The organism is Micromonospora sp. C81 (assembly GCF_018070425.1).
In the GTDB taxonomy this organism is placed as follows: domain Bacteria; phylum Actinomycetota; class Actinomycetes; order Mycobacteriales; family Micromonosporaceae; genus Micromonospora; species Micromonospora zamorensis.
The window spans coordinates 142,402-159,355 of record NZ_JAGPXS010000002.1 but is presented as its reverse complement, the minus strand read 5'-3'; the positions used below and the strand labels follow the sequence as shown (position 1 = coordinate 159,355).

Here is a 16,954-nt window from a genome sequence, read left to right as displayed (position 1 = left end):
CCCTGGTCAGCCCGGTGGCGTTTCTGGGCCTGGTCTGGCTGCTCGACGGAGCAACGTAAAGCCCCGTGACGCGCTGTAGTGGCGGTGCAATTGGTGCCGCGAGCACGGAGAGTGATCCCCCGGGCCGTGGACGATATCCACAGGTCAGCTGGTTATCCACAGGCACGGTAAGCGGGATTGCGGCCAGCTCCACCAGGCGGGACGGTGGCGGCATGAGTGATTCGTCAGCCTCAGCCGAGCCGGTCCTGCTCAGCGAGCCTTCCGACGCGCCCTGGCCTGCCGCCGGTATCGTCCGGGCGGTCCGCCGTCGCGCCGACCTGAGCCAGCGCGAGCTGGCCCGGTGGGCGGGTGTGCACCATGCCACCATTGGCCGGATCGAGGCCGGCCGCATGATGCCGAGCATCGTCCTGCTCCGGCGCATCATCGGTGTGCTGGGCTGCCGGCTGGCCGTGGTGGACGAGTTCGGCCGGGTGCTCAAACCGATGCAGGACTGGCAGGACACGTACAACGGCGCGGAGCGTCGCTACCCGTCGCACCTCGACACCATTCTCGACCCTGAGCCGGGCGAATGGTGGGCGGACATCTACGGGCTGGCCCGCCCGCCCGAGACGTTCTACCGCAACCGGGCAGTTCGGGACGCGATGCGGCGCCGAAGCCAGTGGGAGGTGCGTGTGGCTCAACACCGGCACCTGCCCCGACCGCCGTGGCCCCCGCGCGGGGTGGTCTCGCCTTGACACCAGCGAGGCCCGCCGATCCGGAACGGATCTGCGGGCCTCGCCGGGAAAACGCGACGTCAGTCGTCGTTGGTGATCGTGCCGATCGCGAGCGGGTCAGCCAGCCGGAGACCAGGGACCCCGGCCACCAGCAGCGTGAGCTTCTCGTCCGCCTCCCGCTTACGGTCACCGCGCACCGACACCGGGAACGCCACCGACGTCTGCCCGGCCGCCAACACCTTGCAACCGACGTACGGGTCGAAATCCGAGCCACCCTGCGCCGTGAGGCCGACCGTCGTGGCGCAGAGCAGCACCGGCTGGGACAGCGGCCGGGACACCGTGGCGGTGAAGGTGAGCTGCCTGGTGCCCTGGTTGCCCTCGACCACCGCCGTGTCGGCGACGGTCAACGACGCCCGGGACCGGAACCGGGCCACCTGCGGGTCGTGGTCGCTGGAACCCCGCGACCCGTCGCCGGTGAACTCCGCCGGCCAGTCGGCGTTGATGTGCGCGGCCCGCACCTGCACCAGGTCGCCGTAGAGCGCGTCGTTGACGAACAGGTGGTCGAGCGTCTGCGCCTGCCCCTCGAAGCTGTACGAATACGCCGAAGCCGGCACGTCCGCCACCAGGTTGTCCCACAGGTTGTGCAGGCCCGCCTCGTAGAGCGGTGCGAGCTGGTCCGAGGGAGTGGGCTGGCTGCCGGTCGCGATGGGATCGTCCGGGCGGGGGAAGACGTTCAGGTCCCCTCCGTAGACCACCCGGGCGGTCTGGTCGCCCGCCTCGATCGCGGTGACGATCGCCGCGCCGTAGCGCGCCTGCTCCCGCCGCTGCCCGACCCGGCTGTCCGGGCCCGAGGAGTAGTGGTTGCTGAGCGCGTACAGGGTGAACCGCTCCGTCGAGCCGGGTGCGGCGGCCACTGTGAACTTGCCCAACTGGGGAGCGCGGGTGAAGACGTTGCTGCCGTCCCGACCGGTCGACGTGTCCACGTCCGACGGCAGCACCGCGTTGAGGGCCTTCGGGTTCTGCACGTCCGCGTTGGCCGGCAACCCCGCAGCTCGGTACTGAACGGTCGGTGCCGAACCCAGCAGCGGGTCGTCCGCCGTCGCGGCCGCCAGCGACAACCGGTCCGTGCGGTACAGGAAGGCGGCGGTGATCCCGCGGGCGTCCGCGCCGGTCCGGTCATAGGCAGCGGCGTACGCCGGCCCACCGGCTGCCGCCACCGCCAGCGCCAACTCCTGGATGCTGTCCGGAGCGCCGTCCGCGTTGTCGGTGTCACCGCAGCTCAACGTGGTGCCGGAAACCGTGCAGATGTCCTGGTCCTCGGCCTCCTGCACCAGGATCAGGTCCGGTGCGTGCAGATCCTTGACGATCTGGTCGGCGAGAGCACCGAGCTGCTGCCGGTAGTCCGCCTCACTGCTCGGCACGTAGTCGAACGGCGGGTTGACGCCCGGGCAGCCGGCATTGCCGGTGAAGTCACAGCCGTCGAACGGGTCGTCCCGGTAGTCGTACAGGTTCTCCACGTTGTAGGTGGCGACGGCCACCTCCTGCGACCGGTCGGCCGGCTTGGGCGGGTTGTTCTTCGACGGGTCGGCCCCGGCGTCGAACTCCGCCCGCTCGACCTGGACGCCGTACTTCTCGAACGAGTAGTAGACCCCACCCACCGCGTCCGCGCGCAGCGTGTCGAAGGTGTGCGCCGGCGGGAGCAGCGCGGCGCTGTCCCCGGCGGTGGCCTTCACACCCATGCTGCCGAGCAGCGTCCGCTGGCCGTTGCCGTCGTCGAAACGGCGGGTCGGGTCGTTGTCCAGCGGGTGCGAATCACGGAAGACCCGCCGGGTGTACGGGTCGGCGCGGTCCAGCAGTGGATCGTCCCGGTCCACCACCCACAGCTCGGCGTCGGCAGTGGACGAGAAGACGTCCCGTCCGCTCACCGCGCCGCTGCCCGCGCGTACCCGCATCCGGGCGCCCTCGTGCCGCTCCCAGAAACGCTGCGCGTCGGTCACCTCGGCCGGTGGCACCGCGTCGGTGACCTCGACCGCGGTGTCCACGGCCAGCCCGCCAGCGATCCGGCGGACCAGTGAGGCGCCGGAGAGCTGGGTGAAGCCGAAGTACTCCGACACCCGGGCCCGCAAAACCACCTCGTCGCCGACCGTCGGGACGTAACCGCCGACCAGTGAGGTGAACGTGCCCATGAACACGAAGATGCCGTCGGAACTGGTCGGGTCTCCGTCGGTGTCGCCCGTGCGGCTCTGGAGGAAGAAGCCGTGCTGCTCCGCCCCCGCCGAGGTCCGCGCCAGGGTCAACTGGGTGATCACGCCGCGGACGTCGTACAGCGTGCTGCTCGTGCCGTTGCCGCTCGCCGGTGCGAGCGGCGACCGGTCGCTCGGACCGGACTCGGCGTCGGTGGTCGGACCCTGCACCTCGCCGACGGTCAGCTCCCGGGTCACCTGCACGACCAGCGCGCAGCTGGCGGTGCCACCGTCCGCGTCGGTCGCGGTCAGGGTGACGGTGTACGCCCCGGCGGTCAGGTCGGCGCTGGTGCCGACCGTTGCGCGGGCGGTGCCGCCCAACCCCTCCGCGGGGGTGAACGCGGTGCGGGTGATCGAGCCGGTGGTCGGCGTCGGGCTGACCCCCGTCACCGCCAGATCGACGACCGTGTCATCGGGGTCGGTGGCGGTGACCTCGCGCGTCGCGGCCGTGCCCGCCGCGGTGACCAACGGCCCCCCGCAGGTCAGCGTGGCCGGCACGTCAACCGGACCCCCGCCGTCGACTGTGTGCGCGCCGAGCCCGTCGAAGGTGTCGACCGGGAAGCCCGCCCACTGCGCGGCCGGGTCGAACGCGTCCGACGGGTCCGTGTCGCCGGCGGCCACGGTCGGCAGCCGGCGCAGGGTGTTGTCGGCGGTGCTGGTCGTGCCGGCCCCCCACTCGGTGCCCGGGTCGACCCCGACCTGACCGATCGAGTCGAGCACTGTGGCGCCCCGGCGCAGCACGATCGCGTCGTCACCGTTGAACAGGCTCGCTCCGGTGGTCTGATCGGCCTGGGCGAGGACGGCGGCCCCGGCGGAGGCGCTCGCGAACACGAACGCGTCACCAGCGGCCACGCTCCCGGTCAGCGCGATCGTGGTGGCCGTGGTGGAGCCGTTGAAGTAGAGCTGCAACTGGTAGCCGCCGGCCGTCAGGTCCACGGCGGCGCCGGTGCCGTTGAACAGCTCGATCGCCTTGTTGTTCGACGAGCCTTCGACGTACTCCGAGATGAACAGGTCGGTGGGCGCGGCGCTGGCCGCGGTGGGTGCGACGCCGAGCGCCGTGATGGTCACGGCGGCGGTCGCGAGCGCGGCGATTGAGCGGCGCGGGCGCATAGGGCCTCCACGATGGGTGGATGGGGGTCGAACGCACGTTAAGGTGCGCGGCTGTCCGCCGTCCATCCCCAAGTGGACAGTTTCGTGAATTCCCTCAGCGGGGTGGGTCGAGGCGGTGCACCAGCTCAGCGACGTCCACGCTGTATTCGCACCAGTCCCGGTCGGACCGGTAACCCAACTCCGCGTTGACCTTCAACATCGCCTCGTTGGCCTGCGCGTTCCAGGTCTGCACCTCGATCAGCTCCGGCTCGGCGGAGCGCAGCTCCAGCAGCATCCGAGCCTTGATCGCCCGATCGATGCCGTAGCCCCGGTGGTCCTGCGCGACGATCGTGTCGTACTGGTCGGCACGGGTGGGGTGCTGCGCCGGGACCACCACCTCGGTAAGGCCGGCCACCTCGCCGCTCTGCTCGTGCCGGGCGAGCACGATGTACGGCTTCATGCCCCGCCGGTGCAGGGTGTCGAGGCTGTCGCGCAGCCGCTCCGGATCGTAGGAGCTGGGGCGCAGCTCACCGTCATCGACGTCGCGCACCTCGGCCTTCGCCCGCGCGTACGCCTCGATCAGGTCATCCGGTGGCCCGCCGGGGAAGAACTCCAGGTGGTAACCCGCCCCGATGCCGGTCGCCATCCCGGCCAGCTCGGCCCAGTCGACAGCGGTCAGGTCGAGCACGCTGCGGGTCTCCACGTATTCCCGGGCGAAGCCGAGCGACTCGTAGAAGGCCACTGCCGGCGTGTCGCCGACCACCTCCACCCCGATCGACTGGAAGCCCTCCTGGTAGACCCGGCGGGCGGCGCGCATCACCAGGTCACGACCGAGACCGCTGCGCCGCACGGACGGGTGCACCAGGACCTCGAGCACGCCGATGTCACCGAGGAGCAGCACGTGCACCTGGCCGAGCACCGCGCCCGGGTCGCCGGGGTCGGTCGGCTCAGCCTGGGCGATCCAGGAGATCCGCCGCTCGCCGGGCATCACCTCGGCGAGGTATTCCCGCAGCGAGGTCTCCCGCCACGGCGGGTCCTGCGGCAGATCGGCCGCCAGGACCGCGTTCAGCGTCGCCAGCAGCGACGCGATCTCGGCGGACGACGCGGTCCTGGGGTCCCACTCGCGCACCATCACCTGTCTAGCTTGCCGCTAACAGAGGCCGGGGGGAAGTGTCCAGTTCTCCAACGTATCGAGACGATCACTTCACTAGCGGCTGGCCCGTCCGTACTGGTTCGCGGTGTCGAAGACGTCCTGGGCGTAGCGCCGCACGTCGTTGTAGGAGAGGATCGCGTTCCACCAGTCGCCCGGAATGCTCAGGTTCCGGCCACCCTTGCAGAGGTAGTTTCCCGCTGCCAGGGCGGCGTCGTCCAGGTCGTGCGGGTCCTTCTTGCCGTCGTTGTCGGCGTCCGCGCCGATCTCCTGCCAGGTGGTCGGGATGAACTGCATCGGTCCGATCGCCTTGTCGAGGTCCGGGTCTCCGTCGAGCGCCCCACGGTCGGTGTCGATGATCCGCATTCGGCCGTCCTTGCCGTCCAGAGGCAGCCCGATGATCTTCGGCAGCGCCATGCCGTCCGGCCCCAACCGCGCGCCGTTGGCCGAGCCGTGCCCCGACTCGACCTTGCCGATCGCGGCCAGCGTGGTCCAGCTCAACGCGCAGCTGCGGTTGGTCTGGGCGAGCACCAGCTCGGCGTACCCGTACGCCTGCATGGCGGTCGCGGGGACACCGACCTTGGCACCGACCTGCTGAGCCCAACCGGCCAGAGCGTCCGAGGGTCGACCCCCGACCACCGGGCCGATGGCGGGCCCGGTCTGCAGCCCACTGCCGGGGAGGCCGCCACCGGGCAGCCCACCGCTGGGCAGCGGGCCGGTCGGCACCGGTCCGGTGGGCAGCGGGCCGGTGGGGAAGCCGGACGGCGCCGCTGGCGGTACGGCCGGCGTGGCGGAGGAGTCGGCCGCGACCGGGCGTGGTGCGCGGATGGTGGCCGGCACGAGCAGCGCACCGGCCGCCGCGGTCGCGGCCACCAGCGCCAGCAGGAACACACCGGGCAGGGTGAGTCGACCGCTCGGCCGACGAGCCCAGGCGCGGGTCGCGTGGGCCGCGGAGGCCGCTGCCCGGCGTGGCTCCAGCCGTATTGCGTGCGCGAACGGCACCCGCCGCCGCCGGGCGGGATCGGACGCCGGTACGACGGGTACGCCGTCCACCATGGTCTTCGCCGGATCCGCGGTGGCCACGGCGGCGGCCTTCGCATCGTCGGCCACGGCGTCCGCCTTCGCGTCCTCCACCATGGCGTCCGCTGTCTTCGGGGTTGCGGTCTTCGGGGTTGCGGTCTTCGGGTCCGCGACCGTGGTGGCCTCGACCTTCGCGGCCGGGTCGGGGGCGGTCGGTGTGGGTGTGGCCGCTGGTGTGGTCGGCCCAGCCCCGGACCGTCCGCTCAGCCAGGGCCTGCGGGGACGGGGCACCGCGCGCACCGGATCGGGCGCGGCCCCCGAGCCCTCCAGTGGGCCGTCCAGCGGCGCGGCCGGTCGTAACGGTTGCACACGCGTGTCGTCCTCACCGTCCACCACCCTTCGAGTATCACCCATGCCCCGCCGAATGCCAGATCCACGTACGCTGGGTGCCATGCCACGGTACGAGTTCCGCTGCCGCGCCTGCGGAGACACCTTCGAGGTCAACCGTTCGATGGCTGCGGCCGGTGAGCCGGCCACCTGCCCACAGGGACACGCCGACACGGTCAAGCTGCTTTCCGCCGTCGCGGTCACCGGCCGGGGTGGTTCCGCCGGTGGTGCTCCGGCACCCGCCGGTGGTGGCTGCTGCGGTGGCGCCTGCGGCTGCTGATCGGGGCAGTTCTCCGCCGCCTGGTGGACAGTCCTTGCCGGGAGCGGGTCCGAGTGGCACCTTGAGGCGGCACCTGCCCGGCCGTTCTCACGATGCGTGATCGCTCGGATTCAGGCAGCATGAATCCGACGTCACGGGCGGAGGTTCCACGCATGTCGCCACGGATCCAGCTCCCGAGCGGTTGGGTGACTTTCGTGTTCACCGATATCGAGGGCTCGACCCGGCTGGCCCAACTGCTCGGTCCGGACTACCGACCGGTGCTCGCTGAGCATCGGCGGTTGCTGCGCCGGACGCTGGCCAGCACGGGTGGCGCGGAGCTGCTGACCGAGGGCGACTCGTTCTTCCTGGCCTTCGAGGACCCGGCGGCGGCGCTGACCGCCTGCCTGACCGCCCAACGGGCATTGTCCAACCACGACTGGCCCACAGCGGAAGCCGCACCCAGGGTGCGGATGGGCCTGCACACCGGTTACGCCGAGCCGCGCGACGGCGAGTACGCCAGCCCCGAGGTGCACCGGGCCGCCCGCGTGGCCGCCGCCGCCCACGGTGGGCAGGTGCTCTGCTCGGCGTCCACCGCCCGTCGGGCCGAGCCGTTGCCGCCCGGTGCGACCCTGCTCGACCTGGGCCTGCACCGGTTGCGCGGCTTCGACGACCGGGAGCGGCTGTTCCAACTCATCGCACCGGGCCTGGAGCGGCAGTTCCCCCGGCCCCGCACCGCCGACACGGTGCCGCACAACCTGCCGACCCAGGTGACCTCGTTCGTCGGTCGGCAGACCGAGCGCGTCGAGCTGGGCCTGTTGGTGCGACAACACCGCCTGGTCACCGTGCTGGGGGCGGGCGGCGCGGGCAAGACCCGCCTCGCTGTGGAGCTGGCCAGCGGCGTCGTCGAGGCGTACCCGGACGGGGTCTGGTTCGTCGACATCGCCGCGGTGACCGACCCGGGGCTGGTGGCGTTCGCGGTCGCCGCGGTGCTCGGCCTGCGACCCGAGCCGGGCCGGCCGATGCTGGACACCTTGGTCGAGTACGCGGCCAACCGCCGCATGCTGGTCGTACTGGACACCTGCGACACCCAACCGGCCGCCTGCGCGGAGGTGATCGCGCGGCTGCTGTCCGGTGGGAGCGGCGTACGGGTGCTGGCCACCAGTCGGGAGTCGTTCAGCCTGCCGGGCGAGGTGGTGTGGCGGATCCCGCCTCTCTCGGTCGACCCACGGCCGGACGGCGCGGAGAGCGACGCGGTGGCGCTCCTGCTGGACCGGACGGCGGCGGCGCGCGGCGGCCGGCAGCCGGATCCGGCCGAGTCGGCCGATCTGCGCCGGGTGGTGCAGCGGCTCGACGGGTTGCCGCTCGCCATCGAGTTGGCCGCAGCCCGACTGCGGGTGCTCTCCGTCGGCCAGCTCGCCGAGCGACTGGACGACGTGCTCGGCACCTTGGACGCCGGCCGGGACGACCCGGAGCCGCCGCCGGTGGAGCGGGGCTGGTCCGGCAACCAGCAGGACACCGTGGACCTGGTCGCGGCGGCGGCCGGCGCGACACCGCCCAGCCCGGCGACCAGGGCGGTGCATCGCTCGGCCACCGAGCGGCACCTGACCATGCAGGCCACCGTCACCTGGTCGTACCGGACGCTGGGGCCCCGGGCCGCCCGCCTGCTGCGCTGGCTGGCGGTCTTCGCCGGGCCCGTTGACCTCGGCACGGTGGAGTGGCTGCTGGGCGACGACCCGCTGGACCCGCTGTCGGTGCTGGTGGACAAATCGATGGTCCTGGCCGAGCCGCGTGCGGCGGGCAGCACCTACCGGATGCTCGACCCCATCCGGGCGTACGCGGCGCGGCGGTTGGCCGAGGCGGGTGAGGAGCAGGCCGCCCGAAACCGGCACGTGGCCTGGTCGGCGCATGCGCTGGGCCAGGCACACCTGGGCCAGGACGGCCGGCCCGTCACGTTGTCGTTGTACGCCCTGGACCCGTTGGCCGGGGAGTTGCGCGCCGCGCTGCGGTGGTGCGCCACCGGTGGCAGTGCCCGTGCCGGTCTGGGTCTGGCTGGTGGCCTGGACCAGTGGTGGCTTGAGCGGGGCCTGGCCCGGGAGGGGCGGCTGTGGTTGTTCCGGCTGTACGGGCGGATCGCCGAAACGGGCGAGCGGATCCCGGAGGCGGAGCTGGCGGCGGCGTACCACATGCACTCGCTGCACGCCGGCGCCGACGGCGAGTTCGCGGAGGAGCTGCGCTACTCACAGCGCGCGGAGGCAGCCGCCCGTCAGGCCGGTGACGCCGGGTTGCTGGCTCGGGTGCTCGCCGGCAGGGCCGCGCCACTGGTGGACATGGGGCAGTTCGTCGAGGCCGAGCGGGTGTGCCGGGAGGTCATCGACTGGGCGCACGGGCAGGACGTGGTCGGCGAAGCGCTGTTCGCGGTGTTCAGCCTGGCCGAGCTGCTGTGGCGGCGGGGTGCCCTGGAGGAGGCGGCCGACCTGCTCGGGGCAGTCCGCCCGGTGGAGGCGGCCCGGCCTGTGGAGCGGGGTCGGCGTTCGGTGGACATGCTGCTCGGGATGGTCGCGCTGGCCCGGGGCGACGTCGTCGCCGCACACGAGCACCTGCTGGTGGCGTTGCGTTCCCGGATGGGTCACGGCTACCACGGCCGGGCGTGCGACACGTTGAACGCGGTCGCGGTGCGCTGCGCCATCGGCGGGGACCGGTTGACCGCGGCTCGCCTGTTCGGGGCGGCGCAGGCCACCCGGGCGAGCATGCGGGCGACCCCGGGCATCTACGGCGGCTACTGGGCGGAGCAGCAGGCGCAGCTGCGTACGGTGCTGGGCGACGCGGCCTTCGACGACGCGTACGGCGAGGGTGCCGAGTTGGGGCTGGACGAGGCGGCGGCGCTGGCCCTCGACGTGGAACACCCGGACCTGGCGGCCGACTCGACCCGCTTCAGCACCGGCCTGTCCCAGCCAACCCCCCGCCGTCCCGTCGACCCGGACCGCCACCCGGCAACCCGAACCGAACGCGCCTAACCAACCCGACCCCACCCACTGCGGCCCACCCCCACCCCTCAGCTTTGTTGATCAAGAGATTTGCGTCAGGAAACAGGCTCCCGGTGACCGAAACCTCTTGATCAACGCCGCCAAGGGAGTTGGGGTGGGGTTAGGGGGTTAGGCGCGGGCTGCGGCTGCGGCTTCGGCCTTGGCCTTCATTTTCGCGGCGCGGTCGATGTCGGCCTGCTGTACGGCCGCCACGGAACCGAAGACGCTGACCGCCTGGTAGTAGGTCCAGGCCAGGCTGTAGCAGGCCGGTCGGACGACTGCGTTGTACGTGGTGCAGACGCGCTTCAGGTCCTCGTAGAACGCGCTGTCCAGTCGGGACTTGTTGGCGGGGAACTGGCCGACCGCCTTGTAGTTGCGGTAGCCGAAGTCGTGCCGGTAGCAGCCCAGGTTGAAGGTGAACCCGAGCGGGTTGTCCGGGCTGGACGAGCAGTAGTCGGTGGACCAGTTGAAGTTGTACTCGGCCCAGGGGGCCCGGTTGACCCGGGCGCTGTTCCAGGCGTTGTAGCTGGACGCGCTGGTCTGCGTCCAACTGGACAGCACGGACAGCTTCTGCGCGGGGGTGACGGCGGCGGCGGGGGAGGCGATGGCGAGGGTGGCGAGCAGCGCGAGCGCGCCCGAGGCGAACAGGGTGGCGAGACGTCGGGGCACGGGTTACCTCCGCGGGGGTGGGCGGGTGGGACGGAAGTTACCGGCGGGTCACCGGATGTCGATCAGTTTCGATCAACTGATCAACTGCTCGGTATGTGCCTCGCCAACTATTGGTGACATGCGTTCAAACAGACGAATGCCGGCGGGCTGGCCGGGCTCTCGTTGGCCGACCGGTCCAGCGCGGTCACCTGGTAGGTGTAGCGCTTACCGGGCACGGCCGAGGTGTCCACCCAGGACTGTGCCCCGCCGGGCGTGGCCCGGACGGTGTCGACCAGGTGCGCGGCGTCCGCCGTGCCACACCGGCCGGGCACTGTGGTGCCGTCGAAACGGTAGATCGCGTACGAGGTGGCGGTGCCGAACGGCCCGGCGCCGTCCGCCGGCTGGCGCCAGGTCAGCCGTACTCCGTCTGCCTGTCGGGCCGCCTTGGTGACCACCGGGAAGAGCAGTGGCTTGGCCGGCAGGTGCGTCATGGCCGGCACCAGCGCGGGCCGGGAGTAGTGCTCGGCCGCGTAGATGTCGGTGGCGCCGAGGCGGTTGGCCCGCACCTGGACGGCGGAGAAGTGCACGTTGCCCTGCACCTCCGGGTACGACCGGTTGAGCGTCAGGTGGTCGGACAGCTCGCGCGGGTTCTGCCAGAACGGCCCGTACGCGGGGTCGCCGCTCTTGTAGTCGGCCTGACCGATGTAGAGCTGCACGCGGGTGCCGCGCACCGTCTCGGCCCACCACGGGACGAGCCGCGCGTAGTCGGCGGCCGGGTACTGGCCGATGTACCAGTAGAGCTGCGGCACCACGTAGTCGATCCACTCCTGCTTGACCCACTTGCGGGTGTCGGCGGAGATGATGTCGTACGACTGGCTGCCGGTGGTGTCCGAGCCGAGCGGGTCGGCGGTCTGGTTGCGCCAGATGCCGAACGGGCTGACCCCGAACTTCACCCACGGCTTCGCCGCCTTGATCTTGCCGTTCATCTCCTGGATCAGCAGGTTGATGTTGTCCCGCCGCCAGTCCGCCCGGTCGGTGAAGCCACGGTTGTGTGCGGCGAAGGCGGCGTCGTCGGGCACCTGGTAGCTGCCACTGGGGTAGGGGTAGAAGTAGTCGTCGAAGTGCACGCCGTCGACGTCGTACCGGCTGACCGCGTCCATCATCGCGGTCTGCACGAACTCACGTACCTCGGGAATTCCGGGGTTGTAGTAGAGCCGGCTGCCGGCCACGCCGGCCGGCGGGTAGGCGAAGGTCCAGTCGGGGTGCTGCCGGGCCGGGTGGCCGGGGGCGAGCAGGTTGAGGTCCGCGCCGGCGCCGCCGGGGGCCGGCATGGAGACGCGGTACGGGTTGAACCACGCGTGGAATTCCAGGTTGCGCTTGTGTGATTCGTCGACCAGGAACGCCAGCGGGTCCCAGCCCGGGTCCTGCCCACGGGTGCCGGTCAGGTATTCCGACCAGGGCTCGTACGGCGACGGCCAGAGCGCGTCGGCGGTCGGCCGGACCTGCACCACGACGGCGTTGTGGTTCAGTCGCTCGGCGAGGTCGAGCAGTTCCCGATATTCGGCCTGCTGGGCGGCGACCCGGTCCGGGCTGGTCTGGGACGCCTTGCTGGGCCAGTCGATGTTGACCACCGACGAGATCCACATGGCCCGGAACTGTCGCTTCGGTGTGGCGGGGTCGGTGGTGCAACTGGTGCTGGAGGTGCTGGTGGCGCTGGCCGTGTCGGGCGCCGCGTTCGCGGGGGCGGCGGCGACGAGGCTGCCGAGCAGGGTGGTGATCAGCCCGGCGGCTGCGAGGCGAGTTGGCTTCATGCGGTGTGTCCCTCCGTTGGGGCTCCCGTGTGATGAGCGCGGCACCCTCGGCAAGATTCGCCGACGGCTATCTACCGCTGGTAGGAAATTTTCACAGTCGGGCCGTTACCGCAAGGGCTCGTGGTTGACCATTCCCGTCGCTGGGTAGCAACGCCGGTCACCGGCCGCCACGGGGGTGGTCGCACGGTGGTGGGAGGGGTGAGCGCATGTCCGTGCTGCGCACAAAACCGATCAAGGACGTGATAGCTCAAGGTGAGGCGGACGGCAGCGACGGCCAGCTGGGGCTGAAGAGGCGGCTCGGTGCGATCGACCTCACCGGCTTCGGCATCGGCATCGTGATCGGCACCGGCATCTTCACCCTCACCGGAATCGAGGCCCGCGACAGCGCCGGTCCGGGCGTGGTGATCTCCTTCGCCATCGCAGGCATGGTCGCCCTGCTGGCCGCACTCTGCTACGCCGAGCTGGCCTCCAGCGTGCCGACCGCCGGCAGCGCCTACACCTACGCGTACGCCACGATGGGCGAGATCGTCGCCTGGATCATCGGCTGGGACCTGCTGCTGGAGTTCGCGCTCGGCGCCGCCGTGGTGGCCCGCGGCTGGTCCGGCTACCTGGCCGAACTGCTCGACCTGCCGACCCGCTGGTTCGGCGAGGAGGGCAGCACTGTCAACATCGGTGCCATCGCCATCGTGCTGATCCTCGGCATCGTCGCGATCGTCGGCATCCGGGAATCCGCCCGGATCACCAACCTGCTGGTGCTGGTCAAGGTGGCCATCTGCGTCTTCGTGGTGGTCGCCGGCCTCTTCTTCGTCAAGGCCGCCAACCTCACCCCGTTCATCCCACCGGCCGAGCCCGCCGGCAGCGGCGACGACGGCATCAAGCAGCCGGTCACGCAGGCGCTCTTCGGGCTGGAGCCGTCGGTCTTCGGCTTCGTCGGGGTGCTCAGCGCCGCCGCAGTGGTCTTCTTCGCGTACACCGGCTTCGAGGCCGTGGCCAACCTGGGTGAGGAGACCCGGAAGCCCAAGCGGGACCTCACCCTGGGTCTGCTCGGCACGCTGCTGATCTCCACAGTGCTCTACATCGGTGTCTCGCTCGTGGTGGTCGGGATGGTGCCGTACACCGAGATCGACCGGGGTGCCCCTATCGCGTCGGCGTTCGAGTCGGTCGGCGCGGGCTGGGCGGCGGTGCTGGTCTCCATCGCCGCGGTCGCCGGCCTGACCAGCGTCATCCTCGTCGACCTGGTGGCGATGGGCCGGATCGGGTTCGCCATCGCCCGGGACGGGCTGATCCCGCCCTCGATCGCGAAGGTGCACCCGCGCTGGGGCACCCCGTACCGGATCTCCGCGATCATGACGGTGGCAGTCGCGTTGCTGGCCGGTTTCCTGCCGCTGTCCGCGTTGGCCGACCTGGTCAGCATCGGCGCGCTCTGCGCGTTCGTGCTCGTGTCGGTCGCGGTGCCGATCCTGCGTCGCAAGCGCCCCGACCTGGAGCGGCCGTTCCGGGTGCCGTTCTCCCCGGTGCTGCCGATCGTCTCCGCGCTGGCCTGCTTCTATCTGATGCTCAACCTGTCGGTGGAGACCTGGCTGCGGTTCCTGGCCTGGATGCTGCTCGGCGCGATCATCTACTTCGGCTACGGCCACCGCCGCAACCGGCTGGCCCAGCACGAACCGGCGGTTGCCCCGGCCCCCCGCGAACCGACCGCCTGACCGACACGTGCGGAAGGGCCCCAGCTTCGGGACCCTTCCGCACGGCCAGCTCAGGGGCGGGATTGCGGCGCGGCCGTCGGGCCCTTGACGACCGGCTTGCCGTCGGCCCAGGTCACCTCGTCGAGCCACACCTGCCGGCCCGGGTCGGTGCTGCCCTCCTGGCCCGGCGGCCAGGCGTGGTACAGCAGCCAGGTCCGCCCATCCTTGACCACCATCGACGCGTGGCCGGGGCCCGAGGCCGCCTCGTTGCTCTTCAGGATCGGGTTCTCGCCTGCCTTCACGCACGGGCCGGTCGGGCCCTCGCAGACCGCGTAGCCCTCGGCGTACTCGGCCCGGTCGTACGCGTTGGCGGCGAAGAAGAGCAGCAACCGACCGTCCTGACGGTGGAAGAACGGCCCCTCGATCAGGGTGCCCTCCCACGGCTCGGTCTGCTTCAGCAGCTTCGTCGGCTCACCGACCAGGGTCAGGCCGTCGTCGGCGAGGCGCTGCGACCAGAGCCAGGTGTCCACCCCGATCGCGTTGCCGTCGTTCTTCCACAGCAGCCACAGGCTGCCGTCGGTGTCCCGGTACGGGCTGGCGTCGATCGCCCCGCCCAGGTCGGCCTGGCAGATCAGCGGGCCGGCCGCGTCGTCGGAGTACGGCCCCTGCGGCGCGCTCGCCACCGCCCGCCCGACGCACTGCCGGCCGGACTCCCGGCCGGCGACCGTGTAGTAGAGCAGGAACACCTCCGGTGCGAGCTGGATCGCCTCAGGTGCCCAGGTCTTCCCGGCGTCCGCCCAGTCCGGCATCCCCGGCAGGGCATCCCCGGCCTCGGTCCAGTCGACCAGGTCGGTCGAGGTGAGCACCGGGACGTTGCGGCCGCCGGAGTTGGTGTGGAACAGGTACCAGGTGTCGCCCACCTGGATCGCCTGCGGGTCCGGGGCGTCGGTCTTCACGACCGGGTTGGTGAACACGCTGGAGTCGCTCCCGCTGCTCGTGGGGGTGGGTTCGGTGCCGTCGGAGCAGCCCGCGACGAGCAACGCGGCGGCGAGAACGCTCGCCGCCGCGCCACGTCGCCGGGCGGTCGTACGCGTCATCCCTTCAGACCGCTGCGGGAGACACCCTGGATGATGTGCCGCTGGGCCAGCACGAAGAGGATCAGCACCGGCAGGCTGGCCAGCACCGCGCCCGCCATGATCACCGGGTAGTCGGTGACGTACGAGCCCTGGAGCAGGCCCAGGCCCGGCGGCAGGGTGAGATTCTCCGGGCTGAACAGCACGAAGATCGGCCAGAGGAAGTCGTTCCAGTTGGTGAGGAACGACAAAACGGCCAGGGTGGCCAGCGCCGGCCTGGACAGCGGCAGCACCACCTTGTAGAAGATCTGCCACTGGTTGGCGCCGTCCAGCGTGGCGGCCTCCTCCAGCTCGTTCGGCAGGGAGAGGAAGAACTGCCGCAGGAAGAACACCCCGAACGCGCTGGCCGCGCCGGGCACCACGACCACGGCGAGCGTGTCGATCCAGTTGAGCTGGTCGACGATCAGGAAGTTAGGGATGATCAGCGAGGTCGGCGGGATGAACAGCGTCCCGACGATCAGTGCGAAGGTCACCCCACGACCCCGGAACTTCAGCCGGGCCAGGGAGTACGCGGCCATCGAGGCGGTCACCAGCACCAACGCCGAGTGCAGCGTGGCGGCCACCATGCTGTTGAGGAACCAGCGCAGCACCGGGTTCGCCGAGTTGTTGAGGATCTGCTCGTAGCCGTAACCGGCGAGCGGGTTCGGCAGCCAGCTCGGTGGGATCTGCTGGGCGGCCGTGTAGGTCTTCAGTGAGGTGATGACCATCCACACCAGCGGGACCAGGAAGATCAGGGCCAGGGCGACCAGGGTGGCGTAGAGCCCGACCCGGCGCAGCCCCGGTGCGGAGCCGTCGGTGGTCGGCGTGGGCGTCGTCATGGCGGTCCCCTCAGTCTTCCTTGTAGCGGAAGAGGCGGAAGTTGGCGATGCTCACGACCGCCAGCAGCAGGGCGAACACGATGCTCATCGCGGCGGCCCGACCAGCGTTGTTGTTGCGCAGGCCCTCCTCGACGATGAACCACACCACAGTGCGGGTCTCCGTGCCGGGCGTCCCCTGGGTGATCAGGAACGACTGGCCGAACATGTTCGCCGAGGCGAGCACGGTCGTCGTGATCACGAAGAGCAGCACCGGCCGCAGCCCGGGCAGCGTGACGTTGCGGAACCGCTGCCACGCGTTCGCGCCGTCCATCCGGGCCGCCTCGTACAGCTCCGGCGAGATGTCCTGGAGGCCGGCCAGGTAGATCACCGCGTTGAAGCCGGAGGTCCACCAGACGGTCACCCCGACCAGCGAGATCCACGCCCACGGCATGTTGGTCACCCAGGGGGTGTCCGACGGCAACCCGACCACGCCGAGGAGCCGGTTGACCAGGCCCAGGTTGGCGTCGAGCAGGAACCGCCAGAGCAGGCCGATCACCGCGACACCCAGCACGTACGGAGCGAAGTAGATCGCCCGGAAGAACGTCCGGCCCGGGAAGGACCGGTTGAGCAGCAGTGCCAACCCCAGCGGTACGACCACCAGCAGCGGCACCGACAGCACAGTGAAGATCGCGGTGGCCCGGATGCTCTGCCACCAGTCGCCGTAGACGGCGGAGTCGCTGGAGAAGAGCTGCTTGTAGTTGTCCAACCCGACGAACGGCCGGTTGGGCAGCTGGAAGTCCCACTGATGCACGCTCAGCCAGAGGCCGAGGATGATCGGCAGCAGGCCGAACACCCCGAACAGGACCAGGTAGGGGGCGAGGAACAGATATGGCGTCGCCCGTCCGGTCCGACCCGCCGAGGCGGCCCGGCGGGCTGCCCTGGCCGCCGGGGGCGGCGCGTCACCGCGCGCCGCCCCGACCTCGATCACGTCCGCCACGG

12 protein-coding genes are annotated in these 16,954 nt (G+C 71.1%); 4 read left to right on the top strand and 8 right to left on the bottom strand.

The features are described 5' to 3' along the window. The first annotated feature begins 212 nt into the window (after positions 1-212). Positions 213-734, top strand: a complete 522-nt coding sequence (locus KBX46_RS04210) for a helix-turn-helix transcriptional regulator (RefSeq protein WP_210791019.1) — start codon at positions 213-215, stop codon at positions 732-734. A gap of 59 nt (positions 735-793) precedes the next feature. On the opposite strand, the gene KBX46_RS04205 is transcribed toward KBX46_RS04210, so the two are convergent. The 3 genes from KBX46_RS04205 to KBX46_RS04195 all read right to left on the bottom strand — a co-directional run bounded on the left by KBX46_RS04205 (position 794) and on the right by KBX46_RS04195 (position 6,611). After that, complete coding sequence (locus tag KBX46_RS04205; RefSeq protein ID WP_210791017.1) at positions 794-4,066, bottom strand: lamin tail domain-containing protein; 3,273 nt, start codon at positions 4,064-4,066, stop codon at positions 794-796. Positions 4,067-4,160: 94 nt separating this feature from the next. Next, positions 4,161-5,177, bottom strand: coding sequence for a GNAT family N-acetyltransferase (locus KBX46_RS04200; RefSeq protein WP_210791434.1), 1,017 nt, complete (start codon positions 5,175-5,177; stop codon positions 4,161-4,163). 75 nt (positions 5,178-5,252) lie between these two features. Then, entirely contained in the window at positions 5,253-6,611 is a 1,359-nt protein-coding gene (locus KBX46_RS04195) for a lytic transglycosylase domain-containing protein (RefSeq protein ID WP_210791015.1), read from the bottom strand. A gap of 55 nt (positions 6,612-6,666) precedes the next feature. Here KBX46_RS04195 and KBX46_RS04190 point away from each other — a divergent pair, with 55 nt between their 5' ends. After that, positions 6,667-6,882: a zinc ribbon domain-containing protein gene (locus KBX46_RS04190; RefSeq protein WP_088950326.1), complete on the top strand. Its 216-nt coding sequence runs from the start codon at positions 6,667-6,669 to the stop codon at positions 6,880-6,882. 152 nt (positions 6,883-7,034) lie between these two features. Further along, positions 7,035-9,875 (top strand): adenylate/guanylate cyclase domain-containing protein, encoded by a 2,841-nt coding sequence (locus KBX46_RS04185; RefSeq protein ID WP_210791013.1) that lies wholly within the window; start codon positions 7,035-7,037, stop codon positions 9,873-9,875. Between the two features lie 138 nt (positions 9,876-10,013). Here the strand turns inward: KBX46_RS04185 and KBX46_RS04180 are convergent, their stop codons facing one another. Both KBX46_RS04180 and KBX46_RS04175 read right to left on the bottom strand, forming a co-directional pair. Continuing rightward, positions 10,014-10,553 (bottom strand): phospholipase, encoded by a 540-nt coding sequence (locus tag KBX46_RS04180; RefSeq protein WP_088950324.1) that lies wholly within the window; start codon positions 10,551-10,553, stop codon positions 10,014-10,016. A gap of 107 nt (positions 10,554-10,660) precedes the next feature. Next, positions 10,661-12,343, bottom strand: coding sequence for a glycoside hydrolase family 10 protein (locus KBX46_RS04175; protein ID WP_210791011.1), 1,683 nt, complete (start codon positions 12,341-12,343; stop codon positions 10,661-10,663). A gap of 206 nt (positions 12,344-12,549) precedes the next feature. Here KBX46_RS04175 and KBX46_RS04170 point away from each other — a divergent pair, with 206 nt between their 5' ends. Next, complete coding sequence (locus KBX46_RS04170) at positions 12,550-14,046, top strand: amino acid permease (protein ID WP_210791009.1); 1,497 nt, start codon at positions 12,550-12,552, stop codon at positions 14,044-14,046. A 50-nt stretch (positions 14,047-14,096) separates the two neighbouring features. On the opposite strand, the gene KBX46_RS04165 is transcribed toward KBX46_RS04170, so the two are convergent. Genes KBX46_RS04165 through KBX46_RS33080 form a run of 3 tightly spaced genes read right to left on the bottom strand, consistent with a single transcriptional unit; the run spans position 14,097 to position 16,952 of the window. Continuing rightward, positions 14,097-15,122, bottom strand: a complete 1,026-nt coding sequence (locus KBX46_RS04165) for a glycoside hydrolase family 43 protein (RefSeq protein ID WP_210791007.1) — start codon at positions 15,120-15,122, stop codon at positions 14,097-14,099. After that, the gene (locus KBX46_RS04160) at positions 15,119-15,976 is read right to left on the bottom strand and encodes a carbohydrate ABC transporter permease (RefSeq protein WP_172862114.1); all 858 of its coding nucleotides are present in this window, start codon (positions 15,974-15,976) and stop codon (positions 15,119-15,121) included. Before KBX46_RS04160 ends, KBX46_RS04165 begins: the two co-directional genes overlap by 4 nt. A 10-nt stretch (positions 15,977-15,986) precedes the next feature. After that, on the bottom strand, positions 15,987-16,952 hold the full coding sequence (locus tag KBX46_RS33080) for a carbohydrate ABC transporter permease (protein WP_210791005.1): 966 nt from the start codon (positions 16,950-16,952) through the stop codon (positions 15,987-15,989). Positions 16,953-16,954: the final 2 nt, after the last annotated feature.